Genomic DNA, 18,784 nt, shown 5'->3' on the forward strand with positions numbered 1-18,784 from the left:
GCGCGGACGTCCTGTCCGCTCTTCGTCTCCGCAAGTGCACCGTTTCGACGAGCGGGCAAGGTGCCCGCGCACCCGGACGTCATCACAGCCTCGAGATCGAGAGTGCGCCGTCGCAGGCGATGGCACTGCCAGTGGCGAAACCGAAGGAACTGCCGGCAAGCGCCAGCGCCATCTGGGCGACGTCGGCCCCTTCCCCCCAGCGCCGGGCAGGCACCAGCCCCCCGTCGATGATGGCCTGGTATTTGTCGGCGACCGCGGCCGTCATCTCGGTGCGGATCACGCCCGGACGGATCTCGAACACGGGGATGCTGTCCGGTGCCAACCGGACGGCAAGGTTCTTCACCCACATGGAAAGCGCGGCCTTGGAGACGCAATAATCAGCCCGCTCGGGCGAAGCCATTTCGGCGCTAACCGAGGTAATGAACAGGATGGAGCGGTTGCGTACGGGCTTTTGCGGCGGGGGCAGCTTCAGCATGGTGCGGGCCACCACCTGGCTGAGAAACATTGCCCCGCGCATGTTGACGTTCATCACCCGGTCGAAATTGCCGGGTTCGAGATCGAGGAGGTCGCCGCGTACCGGCGAGCCGATGCCGGCATTGGAGACGAAGCAGTCGAGCCGGCCATAGCTCGACAGCACCTCGTCGACCAGCCCCTGATGGCTGGCGAGATCCGCGACGTCGTTCTGGAAGAACAGCGCCGCACCGCCCGCCTGGCCGATCGCCAGTTCGGCATCGCCGATATCGTCATTGTCGACGATGTCGGTGAAGGCGATGTCATAGCCGCCTTCGGCAAAGGCCACCGCGATGGCAAGGCCGATGCCGCGCCGGGCACCGGTGACAAGGACGACGGGACGGCTCATCGGTTCAGCTCCGTTTCACGAATATGCTTGTTCACGAATATGCTTGCTCACGAATGTGCTTGGCGGTCCGCAGGGACAAAGCCGCCACCGTCAGGGATGGATTGACGGCAGCCGAAGTTACCAGGGTCGAGGCGTCGGCGACGAACAAATTGGGATGGTCGAAGGCACGGCCGAAGGGATCGAGCGGCGCCGTGGCGGGATCGGCGCCGATACGGATGGTGCCGCATTGATGCGACGGCGTCTTGCGATCGAACAGGTGGGTGAGCACGATCGGAAAACCGGCCTGCTTCAGGGACCGGCGCATCGCCACCTTCAGCCCCTCATGCGCGGTCATGTTGGAACGCCGCCATTCCAGCACGATTTTCTCACCGTCCAGCCGGACGCGGCTGGAGGGATCCGGCAAGTCCTCGCTCATGATCAGGAAATCGATGGTCTTGCGCGCCACGGCATTCAGCACGAATTCGGGCACCTTGCGCAGGTCCGATTTCAGGATGGTGCCGGAGACACGCCCGAGCAATTGCACATTGCCGAGCGGTGGGCCGCCTTTGCCGTCACCGAGATAGAAATCATTGAGCGCGAAGGTCTTCTGGTAGATCGAATCGTTGTTGAAGCGCGGATCGATCCCGATCATCGCCGACAGATTGTGGTTCATGAAATGCCGGCCGACCATGCCTGAGCTGTTGGCGAGCCCCTCAGGCGAGGAGGCCAGCAGGATCGCCGCCGAGCGCACAGCCCCGGCCGCCAGCACGACGAGGCGCGGCGTGACGCGCTTGAGCTCGCCGCCTTCCAGATATTCCACCGCCTCGATGCGCCGGCCATCGGCGGCCGGGATCAGCCGACGAACCTCGCAATGGTTCTGCAGCCGCACATTGGCATGTTCGAGCGCCGGCAGCAGCGCGCAGGTCTCCGCATCCATCTTGCCGGTGCGGGCGTCCGGAAAGGCATCCCATGGCGTGCGGCCATGCGAGAGCCACTTGTCGATATCGACACCGAGCGGCAGGGAGAAGGGCCTCAACCCAACGCGGGAGAGGCGTTCGCGCACCTCGGCGATCGCCCGTTCGTCCGGCACGGGCGGAAAGGCAAAGTCGCCGGTGCGCGGCGGTTCCGTCGGATCCTCGCCAGCCCTGCCCCGCACCTGGTAGAGCCGCTCGGCCTCGTCGTAATAGGGCGCGAGTTCGTTGTAGCGGAACGGCCAGGCTGGAGCGTCGCCATCGGCATGGGCGATGCCGTCGAAATCTTCGGCACGATAACGCAGCAGCACCGCGCCGTAGAATTTCGTATTGCCGCCGTTGCAGTAATAATTGCCGGGATTGAACGGATTGCCGTCGCTGTCGTACCAGCTCTCCTGAGGGCGGAAAAAACCCCGCTGGAAGATCGCGCGCGCATCGCGGTTCTCCGGCCGGTCCGGCAATTGGCCGCCCTTGTCCAGGATGAGGATCTCAGCCCCGCTCGGCGCCAGGGCATGAGCCATCGTCGCTCCGCCCATGCCGGCGCCGATGATGACGATGTCAGGCGAAGGCATGAAGGCTCCTGGATCAAAACAAGGGTTGGGCGAGATGGCGAAGGCGACGAGAAAACTCTGCGCTTGTGCCCCCCTCGCCCCGTTCTTACGGGGAGAGGATAGAGGTGAGGGGCTGCGCCGCCCCTATTGTGCGAACCACACTACCCCTCATCCTTACCTTCTCCCCGTAAGAACGGGGCAAAGGGGCGGCTGGCGTCGCGTTTTTCGTGTCAGGGCGCCGCCCTCCTCAACAAATGAGGGAGGGGTGTAACGAGCTCTACAACCTCTTCCCGCTCGCCGGATCGAACACCACCGCCTTGTCGAGGTTGAAGGCGAAAGGCAGTTCCTGGCCCGGCGCCACCATGGCGTCGGAACGCATGCGCGCCGTGACCTCCTTGCCGCCGAGATGGGTGACGACGAAAGTGTCGGCGCCGGCCGGCTCAACCACGTCGACCACCGCATTGACCATCTCTATCGCCTTGGAATTGCGGTCAGCGCCGTCATGGTCGGTGATCGCCTCGGGCCGGATGCCGAAGATCAGCTCGCGGCCATCCTCCAGCGACACCTCGGCGATATCCTCGGGTACCGGCAGGCTGACGCCGCCTCCGCTCTTGTTGAGGATCTTCAGCACCGTCCTGCCATTCTCCCGCGCCGCCTTGGCCTGGATCAGGTTCATGGCGGGCGAGCCCATGAAATCGGCGACGAAGAGATTGTTGGGCTTGTTGTAGATCTCGGCGGGCGTGCCGACCTGCTGCAACTCGCCATCCTTGAGCACGGCGATCTTGGTGGCGAGCGTCATCGCCTCGATCTGGTCATGGGTGACATAGACGATGGTCTTGCCCGTGGTGGCGTGCAGGCGCTTGATCTCGACGCGCATGTCGACACGCAGCTTGGCGTCGAGGTTGGAGAGGGGCTCGTCGAACAGGAAGAGCTTGGGGTCGCGTACCAGGGCACGGCCCATGGCGACGCGCTGGCGCTGGCCGCCCGAGAGCTGCGAGGGCCTGCGGTCGAGCAGATGGCCGATCTGCAAGGTCTTGGCGACCTGCGCCACCGCCGTGTCGCGTTCGGGCTTGGCGACGCCGCGCATCTCCATGCCGAAGGCGATGTTCTGGCCCACGGTCATGTTGGGATAGAGCGCGTAGCTCTGGAACACCATGGCGATGTCGCGTTTGGAGGGATGCAGGTCGTTGATCTTGTTGTTGTCGACCCGGATCTCGCCTTCGGTGATGTTCTCCAGCCCCGCTATGGTATTGAGCAGGGTCGACTTGCCGCAGCCGGACGGCCCGACCAGCACGAGGAAGCCGCCCTTGTCGAGGTCGAGATTGATCCCCTTGAGGATTTCGACGGCGCCGTAGCGCTTCTTGAGATTGTTGATTTCCAGGAACGCCATTGGGTCAGCCTTTCACAGCGCCCGCCATCAGGCCACGCACGAAATAGCGGCCAGCGACGATATAGACGAAGAGGGTGGGAAGCGCCGCGATCATCGCAGCCGCCATATTGACGTTGTATTCGACCGCGCCGGTGGTGGTGTTGACCACGTTGTTGAGCGCCGCCGTCATCGGCATCACGTCGCCGGTGCCGGCAAACGCGGAGGCGAACAGGAAGTCGTTCCAGATGTTGGTGAACTGGTAGATCACCGTGACCACGAAGATCGGGACCGAATTGGGCAGCAGGATGCGCCGGAAGATCTGGAAAAAGCTGGCTCCATCGACCATCGCCGCCCGCACGAGCTCGTTGGGGAACGCCTCGTAGTAATTGCGGAAGAACAAAGTGGTGAAACCGAGGCCATAGACCACATGCACGAAGACGAGGTTGAAGGTCGAGGAACCGAAGCCGAGCGAGGTACCGATCGTCGACTGCAGGAAGGTGCCGACGCCGCCGAACTGACCCAGTACCGTCGCCATCGGCAGCAGCACCGACTGGAACGGGATGAAGCAGGCGAACAGCATCATGGCGAAGACGATCTTATGGCCGGGGAAGCGCCATTTCGTCAGCACATAGCCGTTGAGCGCACCAAGGATGGTGGAGATCGCCACTGCCGGCACCACCATCTTGAGCGAGTTCCAGAAATAGCCCTTGATCCCCGCACAGGTGAGGCCGACGCAGGTCTCGTTCCAGGCCTTCAGCCAGGGCTGCACCGTCGGCGCGCCTGGTAGAGCGAGCATGTTGCCGCCCTGGATCTCGTCCATGGTCTTGAACGAGGTGGTCAGCATCACGAACAGGGGCACGAGATAGACGAAGGCGAAAATCAGCAACAGGCCGTAGATCACGACGCGGCTGACCCAATTGGAGCCGACCGGCCCCGAAACGTCCCGGGTGGCGGCGCTCATCACTTCTTCTCCCGCAATTCGGAATAGAGATAGGGCACGATGATGGCGCTGATCGTCATCAACATGATCACGGCACTGGCCGAGCCAATCGCCATCTGATTGCGCTTGAAGGTGTATTCATACATGAAGTTGGACGGCAGCCAGGCCGAACCGCCGGGCCCGCCGGAGGTCAGGGCGACCACGAGGTCATAGGACTTGATCGCCATGTGGGCGAGCACGATGAAGGCGGACAGGAAGACCGGTCGAAGGATCGGGATGACGATGCGCCAATAGACCTGGAAGGTGGAGGCGCCGTCGATCTGGGCCGCCTTGAGGATCTCGCCGTCGACGCCGCGCAGCCCTGCCAGGAACATCGCCATCACGAAGCCCGAAGCTTGCCAGACGCCGGCGATCACCACCGTGTAGATCACCCGGTCCTTGTTCTTGATCCAGTCGAAATGGAAGCTGGTCCAGCCCAGATTGTGCAGCGTTGCCTCCAGGCCGAGACCGGGGTCGAGGAACCATTTCCAGGCCACGCCGGTGACGATGAAGGAAAGCGCCATCGGGTAGAGATAGATCGGCCGCAGGATGCCCTCGCCCCGGATGCGCTGGTCGAGAAGGATGGCGATGAACAGGCCCAGCACCATGCAGATGCCGATATAGAGCACGCCGAAAACAGCCATGTTGGTGATCGAATAGTACCAGCTCGACGGCGGGTCGCTTTCGAAAGTCCAGCCCCACAGGCGCTGATAGGCGAGGCCTCCCGTCAGCTCATAGCTCGGAAAGGTCTTGGAATTGGTGAAGGACAGATAGACCGTCCACAGGATGAACCCATAAACAAACACCAGGATCGCGGCGAAGCTCGGCGCCAGCACGATCTTGGGCAAGGCATCCTGAAGTTTCTCGCGCAAGCCCGGGCGAGGCGGCGCGCTTGTCGTAGCCAATGTCATGAAGGTTCCCCGCTTTTTTGTTCTTGTGTCCCGAGAGCCGAGAGTGTTCTGCGATTAGACGGACTCACCAAGAATCGCAAAGACGCGCCAAAACAAGAAGTTAGAGCAAACAAGCGTTCAGTCATGAACGCTCTTTGCTCGAGTCGACCGGGCGCAATAGAGGGCGCCCGGTCGGTTCGCTTCCTATGGAAACGCTTGCTTCAGCGCTTACTTGGCTTCGTCGATGGCCTTGACGAGCTGGGTGACAGCCTCGTCCGAGGTCTTGATCTGGCCGTTGAAGAACTTGTCCACCACGTCCTTGTAAGCGGTGGCGACGGCCGGCGTCGCGCCATAGCCTTGGGCGAGCGAGCCGAACAGCGTACCGCCGTCATTGGCCTTCTTCAGATCGGCGATCCCCTTCTTGCCGCAGGCGTCGAAGTCGGTGTCCGGCACGTCGGTGCGGGCGGGAACCGAACCCTTGACCACGTTGAAGGACGACTGGAACGACTTGGACAGCGTTGCCTTGGCGAGCGCGAGCTGGGCTTCCTTGCGATCAGCAGGAACCGCGAACATGCCGAACATGTCGGAGTTGTAGACGACGCTGCCGTCGGTGCCCGGGAAGCGCATGCAGATATAGTCGGTGCCCGGGGTCTTGCTGGCGGCCTTGAACTCGCCCTTGGCCCAGTCACCCATCACCTGTACCAAGGCATCGCCCTTGATCACCATGGCGGTGGTCAGGTTCCAGTCGCGGCCCGAGAAGTTGGGGTCGACATAGGTCTTGAGCTTGGCCAGGTTGTCGAAGGCCTTCTTCATGGTGTCCGACTTCAGCGAGGCTTCGTCGAGGTCGTTCATCGCCTTCTTGTAGAACTCGGGGCCGCCCGTGGAGAGCACGACCGAGTCGAACATGGTGGCTTCCTGCCAATCCTGGCCGCCGAGTGCGAGCGGCGTGACGCCTGCAGCCTTGGCCTTGTCGAGCAGGGCGATGAAGTCGTCAAAGGTCTTCGGTTCGGTGCCGCCGATCTTGTCCATCACGGCCTTGTTGATCCACAGCCAGTTGACCGAGTGGACGTTGACCGGGACGGCGACCCACTTGCCGTCATAGACGGCGAATTTCTGCAACGGTGCCGGCACTGCCTTGTCCCAGCCTTCCGACTTGGCGAGCTCGGTCAGGTCGCCCATCTTCCCGGCGGCGGCATAGTCGAGCACGGTATAGCCCAGCATCTGGGACGCCGTCGGATTGTTGCCGGCTGCGACCATGGCCTTCAGCGCAGTCATGGCGGCATCGCCACCGCCGCCTGCGACCGGGACGTCCTTCCAGGCATAGCCCTCCTTGGCCAGATCCTGCTTGAGGACGTTGAGCGCGGCTGCCTCGCCGCCCGACGTCCACCAGTGCAGCATCTGCACTTCCTTGGTCTGTGCCTGCGCCGCGCTGACGAGACCAAGGCTGGCGAAGCCGAGGCTGGCGGCGGCGAGCGCTACGCCTGCGATCAGTTTGGTACGAACGGTCATCTAATCCTCCCATGACCTTATGATGCCGGATACGTTCCGGCGACGTCTCATTCCAAGCCTCGAAGACGCAGATGCATCCTCGGCTTGAACACCTGCCGATTTTCTCTTCTCCAAATCAGGGATTTGAAGAAAATCGGCAGAAGGCACCAAGAGGCATTTTCAATACCTCTTGGTCTCGATCGCCTACCGCGGCAGCCACCAGGCCGTGCGCGGTCCGCAATGAAGATGCATCGTCTTTTCCTCGGTGTAATCAGCCACGGCATTGCGGCCGAGTTCCCGTCCGATCCCCGATTGCCGGAAGCCGCCGAAGGGCAGCTCGGTAGCCCCGTCCATGAAGGTGTTGGTCCAAACCGTCCCGGCCTTGAGGCGCCTGGAGATGCCGACGGCCGTGTCGAAATCCCGGCTCCATACGCTGGCCGACAAACCGTAATCGACACCATTGGCGATGGAAACGGCCTCGTCGGCACTGGTGAAACGCATCACGGTCGCCACCGGCCCGAACACCTCGTCGCGGGCAATCGCCATCGAGGCGCGCGCGCCGGCAACCACCGTCGTTGCCATGAACTGGCCGGCGTCGCTTTCCAGGCGGTCTCCTCCCAGGGCTATTTCGGCTCCCTCCGCTCTGGCGGCGGCGACATGGCCCTCGACCTGGGCCAGATGCTGCGGCGAAATCAGCGCCCCGACGAGGGTTGCCGGATCCAGGGGATCGCCGACCACGACCTGGCGAGAGCGCTTGACGAATTCGGCCTCGAACTCGGCAGCGATGTCCTGATGTACGAGCAGGCGACTGCCGGCATTGCAGCATTCACCGGCGTTGAAATAGGAGCCGAACACCGCGGCATCGAGCGCCGCGTCGAGATCGGCATCGGGGAAGATCAATTGCGGATTCTTGCCGCCCAGTTCCATGGACAGCTTCTTCAGCGTACCCGAGGCCGCCGCCATCGCCGCCTTGCCGACCCGGGTCGAACCGGTGAAGGAGACCATATCGACACGGCCATCCGTGGTCATCGGCCCGCCGATCTCGGGACCGTAGCCGGAGAGGATGTTGACCACCCCCTCGGGCAGGCCGGCCTCTGCCAGCAAATGGCCGAGCAGCAGGGTCGAGCCCGAAGTCATCTCGCTCGGCTTGACCACCGCGGTGCAACCGGCGGCCAGGGCGAAGGGCAGCTTCTGGCTGACGATCAGGAAGGGGAAGTTCCAGGGCGTGATGATGGAGACCACCCCGATCGGCTCGCGCATCACCAGGCCGAGCTTGTTGGCGCCGATGGTGTTGTAGCTCTCGCCATGCAGGTCGCGGGCAAGGCCCGCCGCATAACGCCAGATGTCGACGGCTCCGGCCATCTCGCCGCAGGCCTGGCTGATCGGTTTGCCGGCTTCGAGGCTGTCGAGCGTGGCGAAGATCTCGAGCTTTTCGTCGATCAGGTCGGCGACCTTGTGGAGGAAGCGCGAGCGCTCCGCTCCGGTCAACGAGGGCCATGGCCCGTTATCGAAGGCTTGGCGCGCCGCGTCGAGGGCGCGATCGAGATCGGCCGCCCCCGCTTGCGGATAAAGACCCACCCGCTCGCCATGGCCGGGGCTGAGCCGTTCGATGGTCCGCCCCTCGGCGGCGGGCCCGAAGGTTCCGGCAATGAAAAGCTGGTGCTCAGGAGGGATGCCGGCGAGCGCGGCGGCGAAACGGGCCTTGTCGAGGCGGACGGCAATCGTCACGGTCATCTTCCCTTGAAATCGGGCGTGCGCTTCTCGACGAAGCTGGCGACGCCCTCCTTGAGATCGTCGGTGTAGGAGACCAACGATCCGGCGAGGATCTCGATGGCGGCGGCGGCATCCTCGCCTTCCGCCGCATTGATCATCTGCTTGGCGACGGCATTGGCGATCGGTGCGCGCACCGCAATCTTCCGAGCAAGTTCGCGCGCCTGTTCGAGCCCCTGCCCCTTGGGTGCGATCTCGTCGATCAGTCCGAGTTGCAACGCCCGCTCGGCCGTGACGATCTCGCCGGTCAGGGCAAGGCGGCGCACCGCGGCAGCGCCAAAGCGGGTGACGAGGCGCTGCGTGCCCGACCAGCCTGGCACCATGCCGATGCCGGTCTCGGGCAGGCCGAACTTGGCCTGTTCCTCGGCGATGCGGATATCGGCGGTCGCCGCCAATTCGAGGCCCCCGCCCAGCGCATGCCCGTTGATGGCCGCGATCAGCGGCGCGCGCAGCCGCGTCAGGCGGTCGAAGACGCGATGGCCGTCGCGCACCCATTGCTGGCCCATGTCGAGGGGCGAAAGCTTGCCCCAGGCGGCAATATCGCCTCCCGCACAAAAGCCTTTGCCCTCGCCGGTGAGGATAGCGGCACGGACGGAACCGTGCCGGTCGATCCGTTCGGCCGCGATGGCAAGCCCGGATATCATCGCCTCGTCGAGTGCGTTGAGTTTTTCGGGCCGGGCCAGCGTGATGACGGCGATGCCATCTTCGATATCGAGACGGACGGGATCAGACATCGGCCTGCCCTCCTCCGATATCCAGCCCGATCGGCTCCGGCCGGAATAAGGCCGCATCCATCACCTTGAGGTCGTCGGAGACCAGCAGCGCGAACTCGGCCTGGGCCAGGACATCGCGCTCGAGGTCAACGCCGGGTGCGATCTCCGTGACCACGATGCCCTTCTGCGTCAGCTTGAGCACGCAGCGCTCAGTGACATAGGTGATGTCCTGCCCCTGGGCGACGGCGCGGCGACCGGAGAAGGAGACATGTTCGACCGTCTCGACCAGTTTCCTGACCTTGCCTTCCTTGGCGATGACCAGCGCACCGTTCTCGACGGCCAGGCCGGCGGCGGCCGTGAAGAAGCCGGAGAAGATGATGCGCCGGGCCCGAGCGGTGATGTCGACGAAGCCTCCGGCCCCCGCCGTCACATGCGGACGCACGCCGAGCTTGGAGACGTTGACGCTGCCCTCGCGGTCGATCTGCAGGAAGGAGAGCAGCGAGGCATCGAACCCCGCGCCCTGAAAATAGGTGAACTGATAGGGCGAAGGCATGATCGCCTCGGCGTTGGAGGCACAGCCGAACTGGAAGTCGGTGAGCGGTACGCCGCCGACGGCCCCCTGTTCGATCACCCAGGTCACCTCGCCATGCCGACCTTCCTCGATCAGGATGCGCGGCACGTTGGCCGAAATGCCGAAGCCGATATTGACGGCATCGCCGTAGCGCAATTCCTGCGCCACCCGACGGGCAATCACTTTGGAGACGCCGAATTCGGGGATCTCGAAGCTCGACAGCGGCCGGAAGATCTCGCCCGAGATCGCCGGCTCGTAGGGTGTCTGCGTCGTCTGCATCTGGTCCGGCGCGACCACGATGGCATCCACGAGCACGCCGGGCACCAGCACGTTCTGCGGCTTGAGCGTGCCGCTCTCGGCGAGGCGTTTCACCTGGGCGATGACGATGCCGCCATTGTTGCGTACGGCCAGCGCCTGGTCGAGCGGACCGAGATAGCCGCCCTCATGTTCGTAGGAGAGATTGCCGCGCTCATCGGCCGTGGTGGCTCGAATGATGGCGACCTCGGGAATGATGGTCTTGAAATACAGCCAGTTCTCGCCGTCGAATTCGACCTGGCGCACGATCGGCGCTTCCATGGCCCGCTTGTTCATGGCGCAGCCCTCGCGAGCGGGATCGACGAAAGTGTCCATGCCGATCTTGGTCAGCACGCCGGGGCGCTTGGCCGCCGCCTCGCGATGCATGTCGAACAGGATGCCGGAGGGGATGTTGTAGGCGGGGATCTCATTGCCGGTGATCATCTTCCAGATCGCCGGCGGCTCTGCCGAAGAGGGACCGGACGGATAGGAGCCACCCAGGATACAGGAGAGCAGACCGGGCTTGGCGATATGATCGACGCCCTTGATGCCCCACATGTCGCCTGCCGCGATGGGGTGTAGCGTGGTGAGGTTGCGCGGATGGCCGGAGGCTTCGAAGCGGCGGCCGATGGCAGCCAGCATTGCGTCCGGACAGCCGAGGCCGGACGAGGAGGAGACGGTCACCACGGCGCCGTCGGGGATGAGCGCGGCAGCCTGGTCGGCGGAGAGGACTTTCGGGAAGGCCATCGGATCAGAGCCCCGGCTCGACAGCGACTTCGCGGCCTGTTTTGGCGGATTTCAGTACGGCCAGGGCTAGCGCCATCGAGCGGATGCCGTCCTCGCCGGTGGCCGATGGCGTGCCCTTGCCGCGCACGGCGTTCTGGAAATTGGCGACGCTGCGGACATAGAGGTTTTCCGGCTCGAACGGCAGCTTGTGCTCGCCGGATGCATTGCGCAGCACCACTTCGCCGACGGGCTTTTGCGTCATGCAATTGGTACCGATCAGGGAGCCTTCGCTGCCGTGCACTTCGAAGCCCGTATTGGCATAGGCCGTGGTGAAGGCGTCGTGGAACTGCGCCAGCAATCCGCTCTCGAAGCGCACCACGCCCATGACGCCGTCCTCGATGCCGGCACCACCCATGCCGCCCTGCTGGGTGAAGGCCGTTGCCGCCACCGGCTCTTCGCCGAGCACGAAACGCAGCGTGTCGGCATCGTGCACGGTGATGTCCATCACCACGCCAGAGCCGGCCTTGGCATCCTTGATGCGCCAGCCCTGCAGATGGGGCGGCAGATAGACAGCGTGGAAGACCCGGGCGAACAACGGCTTGCCGATCCGGCCCGTAGCAACGGCATCGCGCATGACGCGGAACGCCGCTGCATTGCGCAGATGGTGATTGGTGGCCATGACGACGCCGGCTTCCTTGCAGGCGGCGACCATCCGATGCGCATCGGAAAGCTTGAGGGCAAGCGGCTTTTCGCACAGCACATGGATGCCGGCCTTGGCGGCCGCCAAGGTCTGCGCCTTGTGCTTCTCGTTGGTGGTGGCGATGTAGACGGCGTCGATATCCTTGGCGAGCAGCGTCGCCAGGCTCCGGGTCGAATGGGGAATGCCGTCTGCCTTGGCATAGGCCCTGCCGCGCTCGGCATCGGAAGACATCACGCTGACGACTTCGCCGCCGGTTTCGCGGATCGCTCCGATCATCCATTCCTTGGCGATCGTCGTGGCGCCGACGATCCCCCAGCGCAAGCCCCTTTTTGAAGCTGCCACGTTCTTACCCGACGTTGGCTGGGCCATTATGCCGTCTCCTTCAAGATAGTATGTCCATGAGCGCCGCAGGACTCACGCACCACCAGACGGGTCGTGCCGATGAAGGACATCGCCTCCGGATCGGCCCCATCGATCAGGCCGAGCAGGCTGCGGGCCGCGCGTGTGCCCATGACCCTGGTATCGGCGTTGACGGTGGTGAGGGGGGGCGCATTGTGCTCGGCCTCGACGATATCGTCGAAGCCGATCACCGCGAAATCGGTACCGACGCGGATGCCGCGCAAGCCCAAGGCGCGGGTCGCCCCCATCGCCACGATGTCGTTGTAGCAGAAGGCGGCCGTCGGCTTGTGGGCACTCGCCAGGGCAGCGGCGATCGCCTCGGCGCCCCCGGCGCGCGTCGGCATCGCTTCGAAGATCAGTTCGCCGCGCAGCGGCAGACCAGCGGCGATCAGGGCGTCCTGATAGCCGGAAATGCGCTCTTTCTGCGTGGTCATGGTGCCGAAGCCGCCGAGAAAGGCGATGGAGCGGTGGCCGAGATTAATGAGGTGACTTACGGCCTCGCGCGAGCCGGTGCGGTTGTCGGGACCGATATAGGGCAAGGTGCTGCCCTCGACCCGCCGCATGGTCAGCACCATCGGCAGGGAGCGCGGCAGGGTCTCGGCCAGCGACCAGACATCGGTACCGCGAGCCGGGCTCATGATGATGCCGGCGACCCCGTGCTCTCGCAGGGATTGCAGCACACGGGTCTGCCGCTCGACGTCTTCGTTGGTGTTGGCCAAGATGGGCACGAAGCCCATATTGTGCAGCCCATCCTCGATGCCGACCGCAAGCTCGGTAAAGAAGGGATTCATCAGATCGGAGATCACCATGCCCACGAAACTCGAACGGGCGGTGCGCAGGCTCGCAGCCGAGCGGTTGTAGACATAGCCGAGCTGGTCGATGGCCCGCATGACGCGGTCGCGCGTGGCCGACTTGACGAGGGGAGAGTCCTTGAGCACCAGCGACACGGTCGACTTCGACACGCCGACCGCCCTGGCAATATCGACGATCGTCGTGGCCCGGCTAACGCCGCGCTTGCCTCCGCCCATCCTCACGCTCCCTCGGCTGGCCTCTTGAACTGGGCCAGTGATTTATATTTTTGGAACGTTCCTACATCCATGTCAATACCGCTTTCGCTTGGTCAAGAACCCATTGAAATGAAAGGATAAATATCCTCATCAATGAAATACTCTTGACTTTGGAACGTTCTAATTGACATGCTTATCCCCAAGGTCGCGACGCCTTGGCCACTTTTCACCGGCATCCTGGGACGATGTGTTGGATCCTGCCTTGCAGCAGATTCTCCGCGAGGACCCAGCTATCGGGTGAAAATTGCCCCAAGCAGGTTCCTCCTGATCAAGCCATCTGCTCGATCAGGAGGAACCGGGGGGATTCAAAAGACTTGCAGAGTTTCCCGATATTGCCCGCGAAGGAGCACTATCGGGAAATTCTGCTGGGCGTCGAAGAAGCCGGACGAGAGAGGAACGAGGAGAGGCCGATGAGCGCGCTGATATTGCCCACTGTCGATGGCGGCCTGGAGGCCTATCATTATGGCCCCTCCTCCCCCTACCCCCTCGTCCATACCGGCAATTTCCCACGCACCCTTTATGCAGCCGCCCATGTCGTCGCCGATCCGCGGCGGCTGGACGATCCCTGGCGCAGCCCCGCCATCGATTGGGAAGCGACGTTGCGGTTTCGCCGCCATCTATGGGGGCTCGGCTTCAAGATCGCGGAGGCGATGGACACCTCGCAGCGCGGTCTGGGCCTGGACTGGGCCGGCGCCGCCGAACTGATCGAGCGCTCGCTGGCCGAAGCTCGCAGCATGCCCGGTGCGGACCTGGCCTGCGGGGCCGGCACCGACCAGCTCACCCCTGAAACCGCCACCACGCTCGACGACGTCATCCGTGCCTATGAGGAACAGATCGCCCATGTCGAGAAGCATGGCGGACGCATCATCCTGATGGCGAGCCGGGCCCTGTGCCGCCTTGCCAAGGGACCCGACGACTACCTCACCGTCTATGGACGGCTGATCGAGCAGACACGCGACAAGGTGATCCTGCACTGGCTCGGCGAAGCGTTCGACCCGACACTCGCAGGCTATTGGGGCTCGCAGGCCTTCGAGCCCGCCATGCAGACGGTGCTGGAACTGATCCGCAGCCACGCCGGCAAGATCGACGGCATCAAGATTTCCCTTCTCGACGCCAGCAAGGAAATCACCATGCGCCGGCTGCTGCCGGAGGGCGTGGCGATGTATACCGGCGACGATTTCAACTATGCCGAACTGATGCAGGGCGACCTGCAGGGCTTCTCGCATGGATTGCTGGGCATCTTCGATCCGATCGCGCCGGCGGCCGCCGCTGCGATGGACCGTCTCGCGGCGGGCAACGCCGAGGGCTATCGCATCATTCTCGATCCCACCGTGACGCTGGCGCGCCGCCTGTTCGAGGCGCCGACCCAGTTCTACAAGAGCGGGGTGGTGTTCCTGTCCTGGCTCAACGGCTTCCAGTCGCATTTCCGCATGGTGGGCGGCGCCGAGTCGGCCCGCAGCATCGCGCATTACGCCGATATCTTCCGCCTGGCCGACAAGGCCCAGCTCCTCATCGATCCCGAGAAAGCGGCCCATCGCATGAAGCTGCTCTGTGCCCTGAACGGTATTGGATAACTCTCCAAGCACCTGCGACGGACCATGACGGCGCCGCGCCCCGTGCTATGCAAAGGGCGATCGATCGGAGTTGTCATCACCATGGTCATGGACATCGGGGCGCGGGCGCGGAACCTTTTGCTGTCGCCGTCAGCCGAATGGCGAAATATCGCTGCCGAGGCGACCAGCGTCGAGCGTATCTATCGGAACTATGTGCTCTATCTCGCCGCCATCGGCCCGATTGCCGGCTTCATCGGCACTTCGCTGATCGGCGTCGGCGGTCTGCGCATCGGCTTGGCCTCGGGCCTCTGCCTGGCCGTCCTGCGCTACCTCGTTTCCCTCGCCACGCTCCATGCCATGGCTATCGTCATCAACCGCCTGGCTCCCCATTTCGGCGGCAGACACGACTTCCTCGGCGCCTTCAAACTTGCCGCCTACAGCATGACCGCAGCGTGGCTCGCCAACGTCTTCACCGTCATTCCGGCGTTGGGACTGTTTGCTATCGTCGGCCTCCACAGCGTCTATCTCCTCTTCACCGGCATTCCAGTGCTGACGCGAGCGCCGGTCTTGAAAGTACCGATCTATACGATTGCGGTGGTGTTGATCGGCCTTCTTCTCAATTTCCTGATGGGTTCTGTGCTGGCGTGGCTGTTCGTGCCCCCGTTTTTCCCGGGATAGGGATTGGGCTCGACACAAGCCGAGGAGAGGGATAGAAGGAACTTAATTTAGAACTATTCTAATCTGAGTTTGCCATGAAACGCTTTGCCGACCTGAACGAGGCCGAGATCCTCGCGCTCGCCATCTCCAACGAGGAGGAGGATGCGCGCATCTATCTGCAGTTCGCCAATCGCCTGCGCACCGATTTTCCGGGCTCCGCCAAGATCTTCGAGGCAATGGCACAAGAAGAGCACGGCCATCGCCACCGCTTGCTGGAGACCTATACAGCCAAGTTCGGTGATACCCTGCCCTATATCACCCGCCAGGATGTCAGCGGCTTCCTCAAGCGCAACCCGATCTGGCTGCTCGACAATCTGCGCATCGACGCGGTGCGCGAACAGGCCGAGGCCATGGAGCTGGAAGCCGCCCAATTCTATGCCAAGGCGGCGGAACGGGCCCATGACGTCGAAATCCGCACCCTGCTGGCCGATCTCGCCGAAGAAGAAAAGCGCCACGAAAGCCTGGCCGAGACGCTGGAGTCCAAGCTGCCGGCCGATCAGAAACGCAGCGAGGAAGAAACCTCCCGGCGCCTTTTCGTGCTGCAGATCGTGCAGCCTGCCCTGGCCGGGCTGATCGACGGTTCGATCTCCACTCTCGCCCCGATCTTCGCCGCCGCCTTCGCCACTCTGAACTCCTGGGACGCCTTCCTGGTCGGCATGGCCGCGTCGATCGGCGCCGGCATCAGCATGGGCTTGACCGAGGCCCTGTCGGACGACGGCGAGATCACCGGGCGCGGCCATCCCTGGGTGCGCGGCGCCGCGTGCGGCGTGATGACCACCGTGGGCGGCCTCGGCCACACCCTGCCCTACCTCATCCCCGACTTCTGGGTGGCGACCGGCGTCGCCGGCTGCGTGGTCGTGCTGGAGCTCATCGCCATCGCCTGGATCCGCACCCGCTTCATGGCCACGCCATTTACCTCGGCGATCGTGCAGGTGGTCCTCGGTGGCATTCTGGTGCTGCTCACCGGCATCCTGATCGGCAGCCAGTGAGGACAGGGCGAAGGCAACGATCGTTGTAGCCGCTCTGTCTTCAACCCTGCTTCCACAGCCAGCGCAGATAGATGAACAGGCCGATGCCGCTGATAAACGGCCCGATCACCGGGATGAGGGCGGGGACAATCAGGATCGCGGCAATCACCAGCAGGCGCTGCGGCGTGAAGCGCGGCCTCTTGCCGGCTGGCGGCTCGCGGCGTGTCTCCTGCCGGTCCGCCGTCTGGCCCACCGAAGACGCCGCGGTCTCGGCGGAAGGCCGGCGCAGGGCACTTTGCACAGCAGGCCGGGCTTCCGCCTGACGCCGGGCCTGTTCGGCCTTCCTGGCCTCTTCGCGCGCGAGAGCCGCCAATACGGGATCGAGAGCCGGCGCTGGCCTTTCCGCCGGCAACCAATGATGGCCAGCCGGCGCGCGCCCGGCTGCGGCGGCGGCGCGGAAAGCCGCCGCACCGCCGGGCTGCTTCGGCGTTGCAGCCGGGACGGCATGCGCCGCGGCGATGCGGCGCGCGCGCTCCAGCAGGGCGGCACCCTGCTGCGGATCCACCATGGCCGCGAACTGCCCGAAGCCGAGCAGGGAGCGCACCACATCCTTGCCGGGACCGAAATGACGGCCAGCCGGACCGTGTTTTTCCACCTGCTGCAGCACGGCGCGATAGCGGCGCAGCAAGGGACGGGGAACGGCGACCCGTTCGTTGACGGTCAGTCCCGTGACCTCCTGATGCCCCGAGCGGCGCATGATGCGGGTCTTGTCGGGATGGACGGTGAAGCCCTCGGCGGTGACGATGCTCTGCACCGCCTTCAGCAAGGTGCCAATCTTGCGCACCGCCTCGCCAGAGCCCGAAAAAGTAAGGTCGTCGGCATAGCGGCTGTAGGTAAAGCCGAGTTCGTTGGCGAGGCCGTCCAGCCGGCGATCGAGATAGCGGCAGATGACATTGGTGATCGCGGGGCTGGTCGGCGCGCCCTGGGGCAAGAGGCGCCTGCCGTCGCCGACGAAATGGCGCTCGCCGTCGAGATGGACCTCGTCGACCATCGCCTCGGTGCAGAGCAGCGCGAGCAGGATCGCTGCTTTTTCCGCATAGCCTAGGGACCGGAACATGCCCTTCACCCGTGCATAGGTGAGGGTCGGGAAGAAATCCTTGAGGTCGAGATTGACAACCACGTCCTTGCCGACATGGTTGCGGGCATTGGTGAGGATCGAACGCTCGGGCACGAAACCATGCGCCGCCTCGTGCAGGCCGACGCGAGCGAGGATGTTGTCGAGCACCCAATATTGCGCCCGCTTCAGCCTTGGCATCGGCGCCGAGATCAGGCGCTCTCCACCAGTCTTTTTGGGAATACGGAAACGCTGATAATGGCTGACGGAAGAGACTTTGCGACTGAAGGTGAGAAAGCGCAGCTCTGAAAGGGGAATACCGATGCCGTCCGCCAGGGCCTTGGCATCTGCGATATCGGGTAGTCCCGGCAGGAGCGGCCGCCTGATCGGATCGGCGCTGAGACCGGCGGAGACGCCCTCCCCCAGATAAAGCACTTCGCGCTGGCGCCGCAGATGCCAAGCCTCAGCCCGGTCCTGCCGGGCCTGGGCATGGCGGCGCCTGGTCTCGGCCCGCCGTGCCAGGGCCTCGGCCTTGCGGCGCTTGTGCATCTCCTTGATCGCCCGCTCCGGATCGCTCCACAGGGCGTTCTGGCGCTGAAGCTCGCCGAGTTCGCGCAGAGCCTCGCCGCGCTCGCGTATCGCTGCGGCCGCCGGGCTCGGCGCGGCCGTGCCATCCGGCCAGAAGCCGAGCCGGATCATCTCTTCGAGAATGACCTCGTCCTTGGACGATTCGCGGATGCGGTCATAGAGTTCCTGCCGGGTCAGGCTTCCCGGTGCGACGGTCTGGTTCACGTCGCCTCCCGCCATTGGGGACGAAGGAACGCGTCGGCGCGGGGAACCGGAAGGGGCACAGGCCGGGCTGCCTTCGTCTCATCCAAGGACTGGATCAATCCACTCGAAGCGGGGACGCCTACCGGTGCGCTATTGGGTTCAAGGAACCCAATCTGCAATAGCGCACCGGTAGGCAGTCCCCGCCCAGTGAAGATTGGGCCAGTGATGCGTGAACGGTCATGTTGCAAGGACGGCGATACGCCGCCCGGGTTGCAAGGTCCTGACCGGCCCGCGCCCTTCCGATAGGTGAGGTAAGCGCATCCGCTCACCGATTT

At 64.0% G+C, this 18,784-nt stretch carries 15 protein-coding genes; 3 read left to right on the forward strand and 12 right to left on the reverse strand.

Annotated features, from left to right (window positions below; translation table 11 throughout):
* Positions 1-82: 82 nt before the first annotated feature.
* The 11 genes from ACR9ZN_RS16960 to ACR9ZN_RS17010 all read right to left on the reverse strand — a co-directional run bounded on the left by ACR9ZN_RS16960 (position 83) and on the right by ACR9ZN_RS17010 (position 13,287).
* The gene (locus ACR9ZN_RS16960) at positions 83-859 is read right to left on the reverse strand and encodes a 3-ketoacyl-ACP reductase (protein ID WP_454815238.1); all 777 of its coding nucleotides are present in this window, start codon (positions 857-859) and stop codon (positions 83-85) included.
* Between the two features lie 31 nt (positions 860-890).
* Positions 891-2,381 carry an FAD-dependent oxidoreductase gene (locus tag ACR9ZN_RS16965; protein ID WP_454815240.1) on the reverse strand — a complete coding sequence of 497 codons (1,491 nt, stop codon included), beginning with the start codon at positions 2,379-2,381 and terminating at the stop codon, positions 891-893.
* A gap of 256 nt (positions 2,382-2,637) precedes the next feature.
* Positions 2,638-3,750, reverse strand: a complete 1,113-nt coding sequence (locus ACR9ZN_RS16970; protein WP_481272735.1) for an ABC transporter ATP-binding protein — start codon at positions 3,748-3,750, stop codon at positions 2,638-2,640.
* Positions 3,751-3,754: 4 nt separating this feature from the next.
* Positions 3,755-4,690: a carbohydrate ABC transporter permease gene (locus ACR9ZN_RS16975; protein WP_454815244.1), complete on the reverse strand. Its 936-nt coding sequence runs from the start codon at positions 4,688-4,690 to the stop codon at positions 3,755-3,757.
* Positions 4,690-5,619, reverse strand: a complete 930-nt coding sequence (locus tag ACR9ZN_RS16980) for a carbohydrate ABC transporter permease (RefSeq protein WP_434957578.1) — start codon at positions 5,617-5,619, stop codon at positions 4,690-4,692. The genes ACR9ZN_RS16975 and ACR9ZN_RS16980 overlap by 1 nt, the downstream gene beginning before the upstream one ends.
* A gap of 207 nt (positions 5,620-5,826) precedes the next feature.
* Positions 5,827-7,107, reverse strand: a complete 1,281-nt coding sequence (locus ACR9ZN_RS16985; protein ID WP_454815246.1) for an ABC transporter substrate-binding protein — start codon at positions 7,105-7,107, stop codon at positions 5,827-5,829.
* Between the two features lie 183 nt (positions 7,108-7,290).
* On the reverse strand, positions 7,291-8,820 hold the full coding sequence (locus ACR9ZN_RS16990) for an aldehyde dehydrogenase family protein (RefSeq protein ID WP_481272736.1): 1,530 nt from the start codon (positions 8,818-8,820) through the stop codon (positions 7,291-7,293).
* Positions 8,817-9,590, reverse strand: coding sequence for an enoyl-CoA hydratase/isomerase family protein (locus tag ACR9ZN_RS16995; RefSeq protein ID WP_454815250.1), 774 nt, complete (start codon positions 9,588-9,590; stop codon positions 8,817-8,819). The genes ACR9ZN_RS16990 and ACR9ZN_RS16995 overlap by 4 nt, the downstream gene beginning before the upstream one ends.
* Complete coding sequence (locus ACR9ZN_RS17000) at positions 9,583-11,181, reverse strand: acyl CoA:acetate/3-ketoacid CoA transferase (protein WP_441770425.1); 1,599 nt, start codon at positions 11,179-11,181, stop codon at positions 9,583-9,585. Before ACR9ZN_RS17000 ends, ACR9ZN_RS16995 begins: the two co-directional genes overlap by 8 nt.
* A gap of 4 nt (positions 11,182-11,185) precedes the next feature.
* A complete protein-coding gene (locus tag ACR9ZN_RS17005) occupies positions 11,186-12,229 on the reverse strand; it encodes a Gfo/Idh/MocA family protein (protein WP_481272737.1) in 1,044 nt (347 codons plus the stop codon).
* The gene (locus ACR9ZN_RS17010) at positions 12,229-13,287 is read right to left on the reverse strand and encodes a LacI family DNA-binding transcriptional regulator (RefSeq protein ID WP_434957584.1); all 1,059 of its coding nucleotides are present in this window, start codon (positions 13,285-13,287) and stop codon (positions 12,229-12,231) included. The genes ACR9ZN_RS17005 and ACR9ZN_RS17010 overlap by 1 nt, the downstream gene beginning before the upstream one ends.
* 449 nt (positions 13,288-13,736) lie before the next feature.
* Between ACR9ZN_RS17010 and ACR9ZN_RS17015 the strand changes: the two genes are divergently transcribed.
* From ACR9ZN_RS17015 to mbfA, 3 genes are all read left to right on the forward strand, one after another.
* Positions 13,737-14,900 carry a dihydrodipicolinate synthase family protein gene (locus ACR9ZN_RS17015; RefSeq protein ID WP_481272738.1) on the forward strand — a complete coding sequence of 388 codons (1,164 nt, stop codon included), beginning with the start codon at positions 13,737-13,739 and terminating at the stop codon, positions 14,898-14,900.
* Between the two features lie 81 nt (positions 14,901-14,981).
* Positions 14,982-15,557, forward strand: coding sequence for a Yip1 family protein (locus ACR9ZN_RS17020; protein ID WP_454815257.1), 576 nt, complete (start codon positions 14,982-14,984; stop codon positions 15,555-15,557).
* 74 nt (positions 15,558-15,631) lie between these two features.
* The gene (gene mbfA, locus ACR9ZN_RS17025) at positions 15,632-16,585 is read left to right on the forward strand and encodes an iron exporter MbfA (protein ID WP_434957587.1); all 954 of its coding nucleotides are present in this window, start codon (positions 15,632-15,634) and stop codon (positions 16,583-16,585) included.
* 40 nt (positions 16,586-16,625) lie between these two features.
* On the opposite strand, the gene ACR9ZN_RS17030 is transcribed toward mbfA, so the two are convergent.
* Positions 16,626-18,470, reverse strand: a complete 1,845-nt coding sequence (locus ACR9ZN_RS17030; RefSeq protein WP_454815259.1) for a reverse transcriptase family protein — start codon at positions 18,468-18,470, stop codon at positions 16,626-16,628.
* Positions 18,471-18,784 lie beyond the last annotated feature (314 nt).

The sequence above is a fragment of the Labrys sp. HAY1-8F genome (assembly GCF_056754975.1).